Consider the following 16,268-nt stretch of genomic DNA (forward strand, 5'->3'; position numbering starts at 1 on the left):
GAGCCCCTCCCGCAGAAGGAAAACAGGAGGCGGCATGCCGGTCAGGCGTTTGATGCAGTTCATCACCGCAGCGGTAGCTGCAGCCGTAGGACTTTCGGGCTGCTCGGGCGGGGGAGGTCCCACTCCTGTGGTGGTGGGAGAGGCGAAACGGGGTGGCAGCGCCACCGTTGCCGAGGTCAACGCCTTCTCGTCCTTCAACCCGTACAGCACTGATGGCAACACGGACATCAACTCCAAGATCGGGCACATCACCCACTCAGGGTTCTACTACCTGGACGACTCCTCCACCGTGGTGCGCAACGAAAAGTTCGGACGCTTCGAAAAGGTGTCCGACGAGCCGCTCAAGGTGAGGTACACCGTTAACGAGGGCGTCACCTGGTCTGACGGCGAAGCGATCGACGCCGGCGACCTCCTGTTGAGCTGGGCTGCCGGCTCCGGCTACTTCAACGACGCCGATCCCATGGCCGGCACCGGCACCAAGTATTTCTCCACCGCCGCCGATACCAGCGGCCTGGCAGGAACGGTTCTTCCCGAGATCGGCTCGGATGGGCGGTCCATCACCCTTGAGTACACGGAGCCTTACGCCGACTGGGAAGTGGCGTTCGACGTCGGAGTGCCGGCCCACGTGGTCGCAGCGAAAAGCGGCCTGAACGATGAGGAAGACCTCGTCGACCTGATCAAGGACTCACCGCGCGGGGATGTCGAAGAGCCCGCGGTCAACACAGCGCTCAAGCAGGTCAGCGACTTCTGGAACTCCGGATTCGACACCAAAGGTCTGCCTGATGATCCCTCGCTCTACCTTTCCAGCGGGCCGTATATTGTCCGGGACATCGTCCCCGAGGTTTCCATGAGGCTCGTCCGCAACCGGGACTACATTTGGGGCCAGGAACCGTGGCTCGATGAGATCAACATCCGGTTCACCGGGGCGCTGCCGGCAGCTTTGGATGCCCTCCGGAACGGTCAGGCGGACATTATTTCGCCTCAGCCTTCCGCCGGCACTGATGATCTGTTCACCGGCCTGGTTGAACAGGGCAACACCGTCGAGCGTTACAACCAGTCCGGGTATGACCACCTGGACCTGAGCTTTTCCGGCCCCTTCGCACGGGAGGACGTCCGGGAGGCATTCCTCAAGACGGTTCCGCGGCAGGCCATTGTCGATGCCGTCGTCGGGGATCTGCTGCCCGATGCAAAACCCCTCGACTCGCACGTGTTCCTGCCGGGGCAGCCAAAGTACGAAGACACCGCGAAGAACAACGGATCCGCGGATTACGCTGAGGTGGACATCGAGGGTGCAAAGGCGCTGCTGGATGGTGAGACCCCCACTGTCCGGATCCTCTACAACCGTGACAACCCCAACCGCGCCGAGGCTTTTGCCCTGATCCGGGACTCGGCATCACGGGCCGGCTTCCAGGTGGTCGACGCCGGACAAGGCAACGCCGACTGGGCCAGGGCCCTGGGCGGCGGCGGGTACGACGCAGCCCTGCTCGGCTGGATCGGCACCGGGGTGGGCGTCAGCCGCGTCCCGCAGATCTTCCGTACCGGCGCCGGCAGCAATTTCAACGGATTCTCCGACGGGGACGCCGACAGGGCCATGGAAGAACTCGCCGGAACCACTGACCTGGCCAAACAGGACGAGCTCCTGGTGGACATCGATAAGCAGGTGTGGGAGAACGCCTACGGCCTTCCGCTGTACCAGACCGTGGGCACAACAGCTTTCAGCGCCCGGATTGCCGGGGTAAAACCAAGCCCGGGCCCCCTTGGCGTCTGGTGGAACGTCTGGGACTGGCGGCTGGCCTAGAAGCCAGCTCGATACCTTGCCGCATGTCCCGTGGCACGGTTCACATTCCGATTTCGCTGTTGTGCCTACCGGCGAGTAGCATGTGACTTGCACAACTTCCGTTGACCGACTAGGCGTTCAGTTCAAGCCGGTCACGGTTTGGCAACGGAGTACCAGTATCTGGACTTTGTGCGGTTAGGCTACTCGTATATGTAGGTTGCGTCACAGTTCGATAGCTGCGTCTCGCCTGCGGGGAAGCACTATTCCCCTCGTTTTCTCCCACAACTCATAGGAGGCGGAATGCGTTTTGCGCGCACTTCCAAAGCACTGGGCATCGTGGCAATCGCCGCACTCGCCCTGACCGGCTGCGGCGCTGGAGGCGGCAGCAATGACGGTGCCAGCCAGTCGGCTGGCGACCCCAATAAGGTCATCACCGCTTACAGCAATGAACCCCAGAACCCGCTGATGCCGGCCAACACCAACGAAGTTTATGGCGGCCGCGTCGTCGAACTTCTCTTCGAAGGCCTGACCAGCTACGACCCCAGCGGCCAGTCGGTCAACGCCCTGGCCGAGTCCATCGAATCCCCGGACGGCCAGAACTACACCATCAAGGTCAAGAGCGGCACCAAGTTCACCAACGGCGAGGAAGTCACTGCCAAGAGCTTCGTGGACGCCTGGAACTTTGCTGCCCTGAGCACCAATGCCCAGGCCAACAGCAGCTTCTTCGAGTCGATTGAAGGCTATGACGCCGTCAGCGCCACCAAGAAGGAAGGCGAGACCGAGGTCCCCGCTCCCACCGCCCAGACCCTCTCGGGCCTGGTCCTCAAGGACGACACGACCATTGAAGTCAAGCTGACCCAGCCTGAGGCTGACTGGCCGCTGCGCCTTGGCTACACCGCCTTTATGCCCCTTCCGTCCCAGGCGATCGCTGACCCGAAGGCCTACGGCGAGAACCCGGTAGGCAACGGCCCGTACAAGATGGCCAAGGAAGGCGCCTGGCAGCACGACAGCCAGATTGAACTCGTCAAGAACGAGGACTACGCCGGCCCCCGTGTAGCGAAGAACGGCGGCGTGACCTTCAAGTTCTACACCGATCCGGCTCCCGCCTACACGGACATCCAGGCCAACAACCTGGACGTCACGGACGTCCTGCCGACGAACGCCTTGAAGACCTACACCACGGACTTCCCGGAGAACCACCTGAACAAGCCGTACGCCGGCAACTCCACCCTGAACATCCCGGGCTACCTGCCCGAGTTCCAGGGCGAGGCCGGCAAGCTGCGCCGTCAGGCCATCTCGATGGCGATCAACCGCGACGAGATCACCAAGGTGATCTTCAGCGGCACCCGCATCCCTGCCAAGGACTTCACCTCCCCGGCAGTGGATGGCTACAACGAGAACGTTGAGGGTTCCGACGTCCTTAAGTTCGATGCCGCCAAGGCAAAGGAAGCCTGGGACAAGGCCAACGCCATCAGCCCCTGGCCGGCGGACAAGACCCTCCAGCTCGCCTACAACACCGATGGCGGCAACAAGGAATGGATCGACGCTGTTGCCAACAACCTGAAGAACAACCTGGGCATCCAGGCCGAGGGACAGCCGTTCGCCAAGTTCGCTGAGATCCTCGACCTCCGCAAGGCGCAGACTCTTCCCGGCTTCACCCGCGCAGGCTGGCAGGCCGACTACCCGTCGCTCTACAACTTCCTCGGCCCGCTCCTGAGGACTGGTGCCAGCGCCAACTACGAGGGCTACTCGAACCCCGAGTTCGACAAGCTCCTCGACGAAGGACTGGGTGCCAAGTCCACGGACGACGCCAACGCCAAGTTCACCGAGGCCCAGGAGATCCTGTTCCAGGACCTGCCCAACCTCCCGCTGTGGTACTCCGCACGCCAGGTCGTGTGGAGCCAGAACGTCACCAACGTGGACAGCGGCTGGAACGGTGTCATTCAGTACTACAACATCACCGCGAAGTAGTTCTGAGACCGACCAACTCAACTAGCTAGTGGGGGTCCGGCAACAGCCGGGCCCCCATAGCCTTGATACCGGCAGGAAGCTGTCCCACATGAATTTCCCAACATCTCCACAATTTTCGGAGGGTGTGCTGTGATCCAGTTCATTTTCCGGCGACTGCTCCAAGTCATCCCCGTATTCCTGGGCACCACCCTGCTGGTCTACTTCATGGTGTTTGCCCTGCCCGGAGATCCCATCCGGGCGCTCTTTGGAGACCGCCCGCCGAGCGAGGCTGTGATCGCAGCCCTTCGCCAGCAGTACAACCTCGACCAGCCGTTCTGGGTTCAGTACGGCCTGTTTCTCAAGAATCTCTTTACGTTCAACCTCGGCGTCGACTTCACCGGCCAGCCCATCGCGGCAACCCTGGGCCGTGTCTTCCCTGTCACCGTGATGCTTGCGGTCGAAGCGCTGGTTATCCAGGCAGTGTTCGGCATCGGGTTCGGCCTCATCGCCGGCCTGCGCAAAGGCAAGATCTTCGACTCGTCGGTGCTGCTCGCCTCGCTCATCGTCATCGCCATCCCCATCTTTGTCCTCGGCTTCGTCCTGCAGCTCGTCTTCGGCGTATACCTTGGCTGGGCCAAACCCACCGTGGGCACGGACGTCAGCTGGAGCACCTTGCTGCTTCCGGCCTTCGCGCTGGCGCTGGTGTCCTTCGCCTACGTGCTTCGCCTGACCCGGGCATCGGTCATTGAGAACTCAACGGCTGATTACGTCCGTACCGCGACGGCAAAAGGGCTGTCCCGGCCGCGCGTGGTCATGGCGCACATCCTCCGCAACTCGATGATTCCCGTCGTTACCTACCTGGGCGCCAGCCTCGGCGGACTGATGGGCGGCGCCATTGTCACCGAAGGCATCTTCAACGTTCCCGGCGTAGGGCAGAAGCTCTACCAGGCAATTCTCCGCAGCGAAGGCCCCACGGTCGTCGCCATCGTGAGTGTGCTGGTGCTGGTCTTCGTTATCGCCAACCTGCTGGTTGATTTGCTGTACGCCTGGCTTGATCCGAGGATTCGCTATGAAAAGTAACCAAGACACCACGCACTTCGTTGCCCCCATCGAGGAAACCCCTCTGCTGGCAACGGATGCTGTAAAGACAGACCAGGCCCCGCTGAGCCTGTGGGCTGACGCCTGGCGCAAGCTCCGCCGTCGTCCGCTGTTCATCGTCTCGGCAGTGATGATCCTGGTCATCCTGGTGGTGGCGTTCTTCCCGGGCCTGTTCACGCAGACTGCGCCCAACGACAACTGCCAGCTGGCCAACTCGGACGGCGCACCTTCCCCCGGCCACCCGTTCGGGTTCACCTTCCAGGGCTGCGACGTCTACGCCCGCGTCATTTACGGCACGCAGGCTTCCGTCATGGTTGGTGTCTTCGCCGTTATCGGCGTGCTCATCATTGGTGTGACGCTCGGCGCGCTTGCCGGTTTCTACGGCGGGTGGGTCGATTCCGTCATTGCCCGCCTCGGCGACATCTTCTTCGCGCTTCCGCTGGTGCTCGGTGCCCTGGTTGTGACCCAGTTGCCGTTCTTCCGGGAAAACAAGAGCGTGTGGACTGTCATCATGATCATCGTGCTGCTGGCGTGGCCACAGATGGCCCGGTTGACCCGCGGGGCGGTGATCGAAGTCCGGAACGCGGACTTCATTACGGCGGCCCGTTCGCTGGGCGTGTCCAGGATCCAGAGCCTGATCAAACATGTCCTGCCCAACGCCCTTGCCCCCATCATCGTGCTGGCCACCATGGAACTCGGTGTGTTCATCGTGCTGGAGGCCACGCTGTCCTTTCTGGGCATTGGGCTCCCCGGCAGCATCATGTCCTGGGGCAACGACATCTCCGCGGCGCAGTCGTCCATCCGCACCAACCCCGCGGTCCTGCTGTACCCGGCTGCCGCCCTGTCCATCACCGTCCTGAGCTTCATCATGCTGGGCGATGCCCTGCGCGATGCTCTTGACCCGAAGAGCCGCCAGCGATGAAGGAGGCAAACGTGACTACATCCGATGTCACTATTACTGAAGCCGGAACACCCGCAGACCGGCCGCTGCTGGAAATCCGCGACCTCGCCATCACGTTCAACACCAGCAACGGCGAAGTCAAGGCTGTCCGGAACGCGCACCTGACCATCATGCCGGGCGAGACCGTGGCGATCGTGGGCGAGTCCGGGTCCGGAAAATCGACCACGGCCCTGGCTGCCATTGGCCTCCTGCCCGCCAACGGCCGGGTCTCCGGCGGCCAGATCCTGCTGGACGGCGAAGACATCTCGCATGCGCCCGAAAAGCGGATGATCGAACTGCGCGGCAACACCATCGGTATGGTGCCCCAGGACCCCATGTCCAACCTCAACCCGGTATGGAAGATCGGCTACCAGGTCAAGGAAACGCTGCAGGCCAACGGGCGCCCCAGCGGCCCCGAGGACATCGCCAAGGTCCTGTCCGAAGCCGGCCTTCCGGACTCGCACCGGCGCGCCAAGCAGTACCCCCATGAGTTCTCCGGCGGTATGCGCCAGCGGGCCCTGATCGCGATCGGCCTGTCCTGCCAGCCGAGACTGCTGATCGCCGATGAACCCACCTCAGCGCTGGACGTCACGGTGCAGCGGCAGATCCTGGATCACCTCGAAGGCATGACCTCGGAGCTGGGCACAGCTGTCCTGCTGATCACCCACGACCTGGGCCTCGCGGCTGAACGCGCTGACAAGGTTGTGGTGATGTACCGCGGGCAGGTGGTGGAGTCCGGTCCTTCCCTGGAGCTGCTGCAGAACCCGCAGCACCCCTACACCAAGCGGCTTGTCGAGTCTGCACCGTCCCTGGCGAGCCGAAGGATCCAGGTCGCCAAGGAACAGGGCGTGGAAGCCGCCGATCTGCTCGCTCCGGCCGCTGAGGCCCTTGCTGCCGACAACGTCCTGCAGATCCAGGACCTGCGGAAGGTATACAAGCTCCGGCAGGGCCTGGGGAAATCATCGGACTTCGCGGCCGTGGACGGCGTAAGCTTCAACGTCCTCCGGGGAACCACGACGGCGATCGTGGGGGAGTCGGGCTCCGGCAAGTCCACCGTGGCCAAGATGGTGCTCCAGCTGGAAAAGCCCACGGACGGCAAGATCCTTTTCGATGGTGTGGACACCTCGCTGCTGAAGCCCTCGGAGCTGTTCAAGTTCCGGCGTCGGGTCCAGCCCATCTTCCAGGATCCTTACGGCTCCCTGGACCCGATGTACAACATCTTCCGGACCATTGAGGAGCCGTTGCGGGTCCACAAGATCGGGAACAAGGCCAGCCGGGAGAAGAAGGTCCGTGAACTGCTGGACCAGGTGGCGCTGCCGCAATCCACCATGCAGCGGTACCCGAACGAGCTCTCCGGCGGGCAGCGGCAGCGCGTCGCCATAGCGCGGGCACTCGCCCTGGATCCTGAGGTCATCATCTGCGATGAAGCAGTATCCGCGCTGGACGTGCTGGTCCAGGCCCAGGTACTGAATCTGCTGGCAGACCTTCAGTCGAACCTTGGGCTGACCTATCTCTTCATCACCCACGACCTCGCGGTGGTCCGGCAGATCGCGGACCACGTCTGCGTGATGGAGAAGGGGCGCCTGGTGGAGACGGGATCCACGGACGACGTGTTCGATGCTCCGCAGCAGGATTACACGCAGGCACTGCTTAACGCCATCCCCGGCGCGAAGCTGATGCTGCCGCCGGAAGTGGCGTAGCCCACCCAGCGGTATACTGACGCCGCCGCCCCTTGGGGGCGGCGGCGTCAGCGCAACGTTTTGTCGTCGTCAGTCCTGTCCGACGAACCGCTGGTAGTAGCTTTAAGGTCAGGGATTTTGAGTTCCCGCAGGCGGCGCTCCAGCAGGATGCCCAGGGCGTTGCGCCCATCGTCATCCATGTGAACGGTATCCGCGAGCCGGTGAGCCAGGTTGTATCGGGTCAACCAGTCCCCAACGCTCACGAAGGTGATGCCCTGCTTGGCCGCAATGGTTCCCAGCAGGGCATCCACTTTGCTCCGCCGGCCGCCGCCGTTGGCTGCTCCGCGCCCCAACGTCCCGATCATCACGATACGGGAAGAGGGATACCTCGACTTCAAGGCGTCAAGAAGCCGGTTTGCATTGGTGGTGATCTGGGCATCCGTGGCGCCGCTGCCGGCGTCGTTCCCCCCTCCCTGTACCACCACCAGGCCGGGCGTGCCCACTGGAAGCAACCAGTTGCCGCGCTCCAGGGCGTCGATATAGTTTCCCACCTTGCCATTCGCCTTCACGAAGCCCGTTCCTCCCAGCCCGGCGAAGTAGACCTGATAGCCCAAGGCCCCAAGCGCTTGACGTGGCCATCCGTTGGCGGGCGCTGACTGTGAGTCGCCAATCAGGACAGCAGTCCTGCTTATGTTGGGCACAACCACCTCGTTGCGGCCATTGACCGGGTTCCGGTAGACAGAGCCCGGCCGTGTGATGGATGTCCCGCCGACGAGCTCTGCCAGGTCAAGACGAGAAGAGTATGGAGCGGCCACGGGCTGGCCTGGGGCCGGAACCGGCCTGAGCAGCCTGGGAGGGCCACCATCCGGGTGGACACCGGCCGCGAGTGCATGGTCCCCGGATTCCGGTGGCAACGGCTCGAGCGATTGGCCAGGCGTGGCAAGGACGATTCCGACCGTAGTCACCACCACGGCGACCCGAATCAGGGCAGGGGCGGGACGCATGCTGGTGTCCTGAATTGCTCGCTGCTCATCAACAGCAATCATGGGGCATTTTCCGGCATTAATCCAGCGAGTGTGCCATTAGGGACGAGGCCGCTGCCGCCCCTTCGAAATTTTGTTTTCCGGTCTTTTAGGCCAATAAATGGCACAGCGGCTAGACTTGGGGAAGGCGCCCTGTGCTAAGGGCCTGATCCGTCGTGCGTTCCAGTTGGAAATGTCGCGATACAACAGCTGACTTTCACCACTGAATCGAGCCATTACGCATGTCTGAAACCACCACCAACACCGCGGTAGCCACTGCATCGCGCAGTGACCTCCGCAACGTCGCGATTGTGGCCCACGTTGACCACGGCAAGACCACCCTGGTCGACGCCATGCTCAAGCAGACCAACTCCTTTGCCGAGCACAACCACCTCGAAGACCGCGTGATGGACTCCGGTGACCTCGAGCGCGAAAAGGGCATCACCATCCTGGCCAAGAACACCACGGTGGCCTACAACGGTCCGTCCTCCAACGGCCAGACCATCACCATCAACGTCATCGACACCCCCGGTCACGCCGACTTCGGTGGCGAGGTGGAGCGCGGCCTGTCCATGGTTGACGGCGTCGTCCTCCTCGTTGACGCTTCCGAAGGTCCGCTGCCGCAGACCCGCTTCGTCCTCCGCAAGGCCCTGGCCGCCCACCTGCCCGTTATCCTGCTGGTGAACAAGACCGACCGTCCCGATGCCCGCATTGAGGAAGTCGTTCACGAGTCCATGGACCTTCTCCTGGGCCTGGCCTCTGACCTGGCAGACGAAGTTCCCGACCTTGACCTGGACAAGATCCTCGAAGTTCCCGTTGTCTACGCTGCCGCCAAGGTCGGCCGCGCGTCCCTGGAGCAGCCCGCCGATGGCACCGCTCCGGAAAACGAGGACCTGGAGCCGCTCTTCAAGACCATCATTGAGCACATTCCGGCTCCCACCTACAACCCGGAAGGTGTACTGCAGGCGCACGTCACCAACCTGGACGCCTCCCCGTTCCTGGGCCGCCTGGCGCTGCTGCGTATCTACAACGGCACCCTGCGCAAGGGCCAGACCGTTGCCTGGGCCCGTGCCAACGGTGAGCTCAAGAACGTCAAGATCACCGAACTGCTGGCCACCAAGGCCCTGGACCGCGTCCCGGCCGAATCCGCCGGTCCCGGTGAGATCGTCGCCGTCGCCGGTATCGAGGACATCACCATCGGTGAGACCCTGACCGATGCCGAGAACCCGCAGCCGCTGCCGCTGATCACCGTGGACGATCCCGCGATCTCCATGACCATCGGTATCAACACCTCGCCGCTGGCCGGCAAGGTCAAGGGCGCCAAGGTCACGGCCCGCCAGGTGAAGGACCGCCTGGACAAGGAACTGATCGGTAACGTCTCCATCAAGGTTCTCCCCACCGAGCGTCCCGACGCCTGGGAAGTCCAGGGCCGTGGCGAGCTGGCCCTGGCCATCCTCGTTGAGCAGATGCGCCGCGAAGGCTTCGAGCTGACCGTGGGCAAGCCGCAGGTTGTCACCAAGACCATCGACGGCAAGATCCACGAGCCCATGGAGCACATGACCATCGACGTGCCGGAAGAGTACCTCGGCGCCGTCACCCAGCTCATGGCAGCCCGCAAGGGCCGCATGACCAATATGGCCAACCACGGCACAGGCTGGTGCCGGATGGAATTCATCGTTCCCGCCCGTGGCCTGATCGGCTTCCGCACCAAGTTCCTCACGGACACCCGCGGTGCCGGCATCGCAGCCTCCATTTCCGAGGGCTACGAGCCCTGGGCCGGCCCCATCGAGTACCGCACCAACGGTTCCATGGTCGCCGACCGCGCCGGTGTTGTAACGCCGTTCGCCATGATCAATCTGCAGGAGCGCGGTTCCTTCTTCGTGAAGCCCACCTCCGAGGTGTACGAAGGCATGATCGTCGGCGAGAACTCCCGCGCCGACGACATGGACGTCAACATCACCAAGGAAAAGAAGCTCACCAACATGCGTGCCGCTTCCTCCGACACCTTCGAGAACCTAACGCCGCCGCGCGACCTCACCCTCGAAGAGTGCCTCGAATTCGCCCGCGAGGACGAGTGCGTCGAGGTGACCCCGGAGTCCATCCGCATCCGCAAGGTGATCTTGGACACCAATGACCGCGCCAAGGCCAACCGAGCCCGCGCAAAGGTCTAGCAACACCGGCCTCAGGGCCAATGAAACTGCCGGGACGGCAGGCGGGATATCCCGCCGTCGTCCCGGCTTTTTCTTTTGCCAACTGTGCCCGGCTGCTCACTCATTTCCGTCCTGGGTGCGCAGGGACGGTCCCTGCGCACCGAGGTTCTACGTTCCTGCGTCCGTACGTTGTCCACATAGTTGCTGTCGCTGCTGTGCCCGGAACCCGGTGACAGGAACCATTCAGTCATGCGAACAGTTACTGATGCGCTGGCCCGGCTGAATGGAGTTGCGGGCGTTGACGCACTGAGGCAAGCCGGTGTACCCCGCCGGACCATTGAAGCCGGCGTCCTTGACGGCGCCGTGCATAGGGTGGCGCGTGGCGTGTATGCACTGCCCGACGCCGCCCCTTGGCTAATCCATGCCGGCCGCCATCATGCGGTGCCCGGCTGCGTCACGGCCGCTTACGCAGCAGGGCTGTGGGTTGTCCAAAGGCCTGACAAGCCGCATCTTGCTGCGCGGCATGGCAGGCCAATCAATGGATGCGTGGTGCATCGAAGCGGCCTGCCACTGACGCACCTGGACATTGTCTGCCAATCGCTGCGATGCCTGCCGCCGCTTGAAGGCCTGACCATAGCTGAGTCTGCAGCCAAACAGGGCTTGGTTCAACTTTCAGATCTGCGCGGCCGCTTTCCAGCTGCACGGGAAAAGGCCTTGCTGGGGCTGGTGGCAAGAATCCGGCCCCAGTCGGGATCCATCATTGAAACCATGGCGCGGTACCTGCTGCAAGAAGCCGGTCTGACAGTCGAGCTCCAGGTCAACATTCCGGGGATGGGGCACCTGGACCTCCTCGTTGACGGATTGCTGGGCATCGAGACGGACGGCTACGCCCATCACAGCAGCCGGAAGGCGTACCGGGAGGACCGGCGGCGTTGGAACATCACTGTGGTCCGGGGCGTTCCCACCCTCCGCGTGACATTCGAAATGCTGGTCAGCGAGCCCAAAGAGTTCGTGCGGATGGTTCACCAAGCTCTGGCCGCGTGCCGGACTGCGCATTGAAGTCCGGATTCGGTCCGCCGCGGCAGTCCCTGCGCAGTGACGGCGTGTCTCACTGCGCAGCCGGGCGGCGCCGCGGCTCGGGTGCCGGCGGGACTTCCTTGGCTGCTACAACCTCGTCCAGGGCGATGACGACGTCGGCCTGCCGCGTGCGGACGGTGACGGAACCGGCGTCGCACATCACCAGGTGCCCCAACGCATCGGTGAAGCCGCCCTTGATGCGGTAGCGCACCACTACGCGGGTACCGGGCGCGGCGGCGGCAAGGAATCCGGCAGGTGTGGGGGCAGGCAGGTTCACCACTTCATACTAAATGGCTTCACACAAGGCCACCGGCTAGGTTCGCGGGAACGGCCCGGGAGATAATAGGCTCAGATGTCAGGGTCCGGCCATAGTTGCCGGATGCAAGAACCGGCGGGTCGCCGGAACCAACGTGGAGAGGCCAGGGACGTGACGTACGTAATCGCGCAGCCGTGTGTAGATGTCAAGGACAAGGCATGTATTGAAGAATGCCCCGTCGACTGCATCTACGAAGGTGAGCGTTCGCTGTACATCCATCCGGACGAATGTGTCGATTGCGGGGCCTGCGAACCCGTCTGCCCCGTTGAGGCCATCTACTACGAGGATGACACTCCGGATGAGTGGGCTGACTACTACAAGGCCAATGTGGAGTTCTTTGACGACCTCGGTTCACCGGGCGGAGCCGCCAAGATCGGGAACACCGGCAAGGACCACCCCATGATCGCCGCGCTGCCGCCGCAGAATCAAGACCACTGACGCAGAAAAGGTGACCGCAGCAGTGAATACGTTTGGCCTTGACCTGCCCGATTACCCGTGGGAGGCCATGGCGCCGTATCTTGCCAAGGCATCGGAGCACCCCGGCGGCGCCGTCAACCTGTCCATCGGGACACCCGTGGACCCTACCCCCGCGCTGATCCAGGACGCCTTGAAGGCCGCTTCGGACGCCCCGGGGTATCCCACCGTCCACGGCACGCCCGCGCTGCGGGAAGCCATCGCAGGATGGTTCGAACGCCGCCGCGGCGTGGCCGGCCTTGATCCCCGCAACATCATGCCGACGGTGGGCTCCAAGGAACTCGTGGCCTGGCTGCCGCTGCTGCTGGGGCTGAGGCCAGGCGACGTCGTCGTACGCCCCAAGGTTGCCTACCCCACGTACGATATCGGCGCCACGCTTGCCGGCGTGATCTCCGTTGCAACAGACAACCTGGACGAACTCGACGAGGCCACGCGCTCCCGCGTCCGGTTGATTTGGGTCAATTCGCCGGGCAACCCGACCGGCAGCGTCCGCGGAGTCGACTCCTTGAAGACGCTGGTGGAGCAGGCCCGGGACCTGGGCGCCGTGGTGGCCTCGGACGAATGCTACGCAGAGCTTGGCTGGGGCGACTGGGACGTCCAGCGGGGCGGCCAGGCAGTTCCGAGCATCCTGGATCCCCGGGTTGCCGGCGGGTCCCATCAAGGGCTGCTTGCTGTGTACTCGCTGAGCAAGCAATCCAACGTGGCCGGCTACCGCGCAGCCTTCGTGGCCGGCGACCCGGACCTGATGCCCAACCTGGTGAACAGCCGCAAGCACGCGGGCATGATAGTGCCCTATCCGGTGCAGGAGGCCATGCGGGTGGCGCTGGGTGACGACGCACACGTGGAGACCCAAAAGGACCTGTACCGGGGACGCCGCGAACGGCTGGTTCCGGCGCTGCTGGGGTTTGGGCTGGAAATCAAGGAATCCGACGCCGGACTGTACCTCTGGTCTACGGCAGGGGAGAGCACCTGGGACACTGTGGCGCGGCTGGCAGAGCGCGGCATCGTGGTGGGCCCGGGCGTTTTCTACGGCGAGGCGGGCAACGGCTACGTCCGGGTGGCCCTCACGGGAACCGACGAAAGGATCGACGCCGCCGTCGCCCGACTGGCCGCCACATCGTAACAATGCTGTGACTCGCGCCACATCAGGCTCGTTTTAGGGCATTTTCGAAGGTCGCGGATTAGTGGCACCCGCCAAGGAGCGGTAGCTTTTTAAGTGACTATCAATGGTGGCTTTCTACAAGAAGGCAGCCCGGGTGTTGGAACCTGTGTTCTCAGGCTTCGTGCGCGGCTCACCAGATGTTGGATCAAGCTTTCGACAGAGGCCCAGACGCCTCATGAAGGGGACTCCATGACTGAGACCAACAATGCTGCGACCCTGCACCACGCAGGAGGCGAGCTTAAGCTGCCGCGCATCCAGGTTGTTGAAGGAAACGAGGGCTACGACGTTTCCAAACTGCTGAAGCAGACGGGCGCAGTCACCTTTGACCCCGGCTTCATGAACACAGCAGCCACAACTTCGGCTATCACCTACATCGACGGCGATGCGGGCATCCTGCGTTACCGCGGATACCCCATCGAGCAGTTGGCACAGCACTCCAGCTTCCTCGAGGTGTCCTACCTGCTGATCTACGGCAACCTGCCCACGCCCACGGAACTGGACGAATTCGACCAGAAGATCCGCCGGCACACGCTGCTGCACGAAGAGCTCAAGGGCTTCTTCGGCGGTTTCCCCCGGGACGCGCACCCCATGCCCGTGCTGTCCTCGGCTGTTTCGGCCCTGTCCACGTTTTACCAGGACTCGTTGGATCCCTTTAACGCCGAGCAGGTGGAAGTTTCCACCATCCGCCTGATGGCCAAGCTCCCGGTCATCGCGGCCTACGCCCACAAGAAGTCCATCGGCCAGCCCATGCTGTACCCGGACAACTCGCACAACCTTGTGGAGAACTTCCTCCGGCTCAGCTTCGGCCTTCCGGCCGAGCAGTACGAGGTGGACCCGGTCGTCGCCAAGGCCCTGGACCTCCTGCTCATCCTGCATGCGGACCACGAGCAGAACTGCTCCACCTCCACCGTGCGCCTGGTGGGCTCCTCCAACGCGAACCTGTTCGCGTCCGTCTCAGCAGGCATCAATGCCCTCTTCGGGCCCGCCCACGGCGGCGCCAATGAAGCGGTCCTCAAGATGCTTCGCCAGATCCAGGCCGAGGGCACCAAGCCCGAGGATTACATGGAGAAGGTCAAGAACAAGGAAGACGGCGTCCGCCTCATGGGCTTCGGACACCGGGTCTACAAGAACTACGATCCGCGCGCCAAGATTGTGAAGGCCACCGCCCACGAGATCCTCACCAAGCTCGGCGGCAACGACGAACTGCTGGACATCGCCCTGCGCCTGGAAGAGAAGGCGCTGAACGATGACTACTTCATCCAGCGCAAGCTCTACCCGAACGTGGACTTCTACACCGGCCTCATCTACAAGGCCATGGGCTTCCCGGAGAAGATGTTCACCGTGCTCTTCGCGATCGGCCGCCTCCCGGGCTGGATCGCCCAGTGGCGGGAAATGATCAGCGACCCGAACACCAAGATCGGCCGCCCGCGGCAGCTCTACATCGGAGAGCCGGAGCGCGACTACCCGGCCCGCTGACACGGCAACCTGAATAACGACGTCGGCCGCCCACCTCCAGGAGGTGGGCGGCCGACGTCGTTAACCACCAGGGGAGCAGCCCCTAGGTACCCTGCGGGCGTGGGCCGGGTTGCTTAGCCGGCGTAGCCCTGGGGGTTGTTTTTCTGCCAGCGCCAGTGGTCCTCGCACATCTCATCCACGGTCTTGGTGGTGGACCAGCTGAGGTCCGCCAGGGCGGAGGTGGCGTCTGCCCAGAAGGCCGGCAGGTCGCCGGCGCGGCGGCCCGTGATTTCGTAGGGGATGGGCTTGCCGACAGCCTTCTCGAAGGAGCGTAGGACCTCCAGCACGGAGGAGCCCTTGCCGGAACCGAGGTTCCAGCGGAAGACGCCCGCGCGGTCCGCTACATGGCTCAGGGCGGCCACGTGGCCCTCGGCGAGGTCGACGACGTGGATGTAGTCGCGCAGGCAGGTGCCGTCCGGGGTATCGTAGTCGCCGCCGAAGACCATGAGCTTTTCACGGCGGCCAACGGCTACCTGGGCGATGAAGGGCACCAGGTTGTTCGGGATGCCCTGGGGATCCTCGCCGATCCGGCCGGAGGGGTGCGCGCCCACGGGGTTGAAGTAGCGCAGCAGGGCTATATGCCAGCGGTTGTCGGCGGATCCGAGGTCGGAGAGGATGTCCTCGATCTGTTCTTTCGTGCGGCCGTAGGGGTTGTTGGCGCCGATCTCCATTTTTTCCACGTAGGGGATGGGATTGTGCTCGCCGTAGACGGTGGCGGAGGAGCTGAAGACGATGGAGCGGACGTTGTGCCGGTCCATGACCCGGATGAGGTTAAGGGTGCCCACCAGGTTGTTGTAGTAGTAGTTGAGCGGCTCGCGCACTGACTCGCCCACGGCCTTCAGTCCGGCGAAGTGGATCACCGCATCGATGGTGTCGCCGGCGAACACTTTTTCCACGGCGGCTTCGTCCACCAGGTCGGCGTTATGGAACTTCGCAGTCTTGCCGGTGAGTTCCGCAACCCGGCGAAGCGATTCTTCGCTGGAGTTGACGAGGTTGTCGATGACCACCACGTCATGGCCGGCTTCCTGCAGGGACAGAACAGTGTGGGAACCGATGTAGCCGGTTCCCCCTGTGACCAGTATTTTCATGCTTCCAACGCTATCCCACA

The 16,268-nt window shown here is 63.4% G+C and carries 13 protein-coding genes; 10 read left to right on the forward strand and 3 right to left on the reverse strand.

The window, feature by feature from the left end; all coding sequences use genetic code 11:
- Positions 1-34: 34 nt before the first annotated feature.
- The 5 genes from M1D32_RS06765 to M1D32_RS06785 all read left to right on the forward strand — a co-directional run bounded on the left by M1D32_RS06765 (position 35) and on the right by M1D32_RS06785 (position 7,465).
- A complete protein-coding gene (locus M1D32_RS06765) occupies positions 35-1,798 on the forward strand; it encodes an ABC transporter family substrate-binding protein (protein WP_458781511.1) in 1,764 nt (587 codons plus the stop codon).
- A gap of 279 nt (positions 1,799-2,077) precedes the next feature.
- Positions 2,078-3,748, forward strand: a complete 1,671-nt coding sequence (locus M1D32_RS06770; RefSeq protein ID WP_458781512.1) for a peptide ABC transporter substrate-binding protein — start codon at positions 2,078-2,080, stop codon at positions 3,746-3,748.
- A gap of 129 nt (positions 3,749-3,877) precedes the next feature.
- Positions 3,878-4,807, forward strand: coding sequence for an ABC transporter permease (locus tag M1D32_RS06775; protein WP_458781513.1), 930 nt, complete (start codon positions 3,878-3,880; stop codon positions 4,805-4,807).
- Complete coding sequence (locus M1D32_RS06780) at positions 4,797-5,747, forward strand: ABC transporter permease (protein ID WP_430225870.1); 951 nt, start codon at positions 4,797-4,799, stop codon at positions 5,745-5,747. The genes M1D32_RS06775 and M1D32_RS06780 overlap by 11 nt, the downstream gene beginning before the upstream one ends.
- Before the next feature lie 11 nt (positions 5,748-5,758).
- Positions 5,759-7,465 (forward strand): dipeptide ABC transporter ATP-binding protein, encoded by a 1,707-nt coding sequence (locus tag M1D32_RS06785; RefSeq protein WP_458781514.1) that lies wholly within the window; start codon positions 5,759-5,761, stop codon positions 7,463-7,465.
- Between the two features lie 47 nt (positions 7,466-7,512).
- Here the strand turns inward: M1D32_RS06785 and M1D32_RS06790 are convergent, their stop codons facing one another.
- A complete protein-coding gene (locus M1D32_RS06790; protein ID WP_458781515.1) occupies positions 7,513-8,490 on the reverse strand; it encodes an SGNH/GDSL hydrolase family protein in 978 nt (325 codons plus the stop codon).
- Positions 8,491-8,708: 218 nt separating this feature from the next.
- On the opposite strand from M1D32_RS06790, the gene typA reads away from it, so the two are divergent.
- Positions 8,709-10,637, forward strand: coding sequence for a translational GTPase TypA (typA, locus tag M1D32_RS06795; protein WP_458781516.1), 1,929 nt, complete (start codon positions 8,709-8,711; stop codon positions 10,635-10,637).
- Between the two features lie 228 nt (positions 10,638-10,865).
- A complete protein-coding gene (locus tag M1D32_RS06800; RefSeq protein ID WP_458781517.1) occupies positions 10,866-11,675 on the forward strand; it encodes a type IV toxin-antitoxin system AbiEi family antitoxin domain-containing protein in 810 nt (269 codons plus the stop codon).
- A gap of 49 nt (positions 11,676-11,724) precedes the next feature.
- On the opposite strand, the gene M1D32_RS06805 is transcribed toward M1D32_RS06800, so the two are convergent.
- Positions 11,725-11,970, reverse strand: a complete 246-nt coding sequence (locus M1D32_RS06805; protein WP_458781518.1) for a putative acetyltransferase — start codon at positions 11,968-11,970, stop codon at positions 11,725-11,727.
- Positions 11,971-12,120: 150 nt separating this feature from the next.
- On the opposite strand from M1D32_RS06805, the gene fdxA reads away from it, so the two are divergent.
- The 3 genes from fdxA to M1D32_RS06820 all read left to right on the forward strand — a co-directional run bounded on the left by fdxA (position 12,121) and on the right by M1D32_RS06820 (position 15,121).
- Positions 12,121-12,447 carry a ferredoxin gene (gene fdxA / locus M1D32_RS06810; protein WP_009356972.1) on the forward strand — a complete coding sequence of 109 codons (327 nt, stop codon included), beginning with the start codon at positions 12,121-12,123 and terminating at the stop codon, positions 12,445-12,447.
- A gap of 10 nt (positions 12,448-12,457) precedes the next feature.
- A complete protein-coding gene (gene dapC / locus M1D32_RS06815) occupies positions 12,458-13,606 on the forward strand; it encodes a succinyldiaminopimelate transaminase (protein WP_458781519.1) in 1,149 nt (382 codons plus the stop codon).
- A gap of 228 nt (positions 13,607-13,834) precedes the next feature.
- Positions 13,835-15,121, forward strand: a complete 1,287-nt coding sequence (locus M1D32_RS06820) for a citrate synthase (RefSeq protein WP_256248415.1) — start codon at positions 13,835-13,837, stop codon at positions 15,119-15,121.
- A gap of 113 nt (positions 15,122-15,234) precedes the next feature.
- Here the strand turns inward: M1D32_RS06820 and galE are convergent, their stop codons facing one another.
- Positions 15,235-16,248, reverse strand: coding sequence for a UDP-glucose 4-epimerase GalE (gene galE, locus M1D32_RS06825; RefSeq protein ID WP_458781520.1), 1,014 nt, complete (start codon positions 16,246-16,248; stop codon positions 15,235-15,237).
- Positions 16,249-16,268 lie beyond the last annotated feature (20 nt).

The organism is Arthrobacter sp. D3-16 (genome assembly GCF_054408515.1).

Bases quoted from the DNA above. Each gene is read 5' to 3' on its own strand.
- M1D32_RS06765 (WP_458781511.1), top strand. From the start codon at position 35: ATGCCGGTCAGGCGTTTGATGCAGTTCATCACCGCAGCGGTAGCTGCA.
- M1D32_RS06770 (WP_458781512.1), top strand. From the start codon at position 2,078: ATGCGTTTTGCGCGCACTTCCAAAGCACTGGGCATCGTGGCAATCGCC.
- M1D32_RS06780 (WP_430225870.1), top strand. From the start codon at position 4,797: ATGAAAAGTAACCAAGACACCACGCACTTCGTTGCCCCCATCGAGGAA.
- M1D32_RS06790 (WP_458781515.1), bottom strand. From the start codon at position 8,490: ATGATTGCTGTTGATGAGCAGCGAGCAATTCAGGACACCAGCATGCGT.
- typA (WP_458781516.1), top strand. From the start codon at position 8,709: ATGTCTGAAACCACCACCAACACCGCGGTAGCCACTGCATCGCGCAGT.
- M1D32_RS06800 (WP_458781517.1), top strand. From the start codon at position 10,866: ATGCGAACAGTTACTGATGCGCTGGCCCGGCTGAATGGAGTTGCGGGC.
- M1D32_RS06820 (WP_256248415.1), top strand. From the start codon at position 13,835: ATGACTGAGACCAACAATGCTGCGACCCTGCACCACGCAGGAGGCGAG.
- galE (WP_458781520.1), bottom strand. From the start codon at position 16,248: ATGAAAATACTGGTCACAGGGGGAACCGGCTACATCGGTTCCCACACT.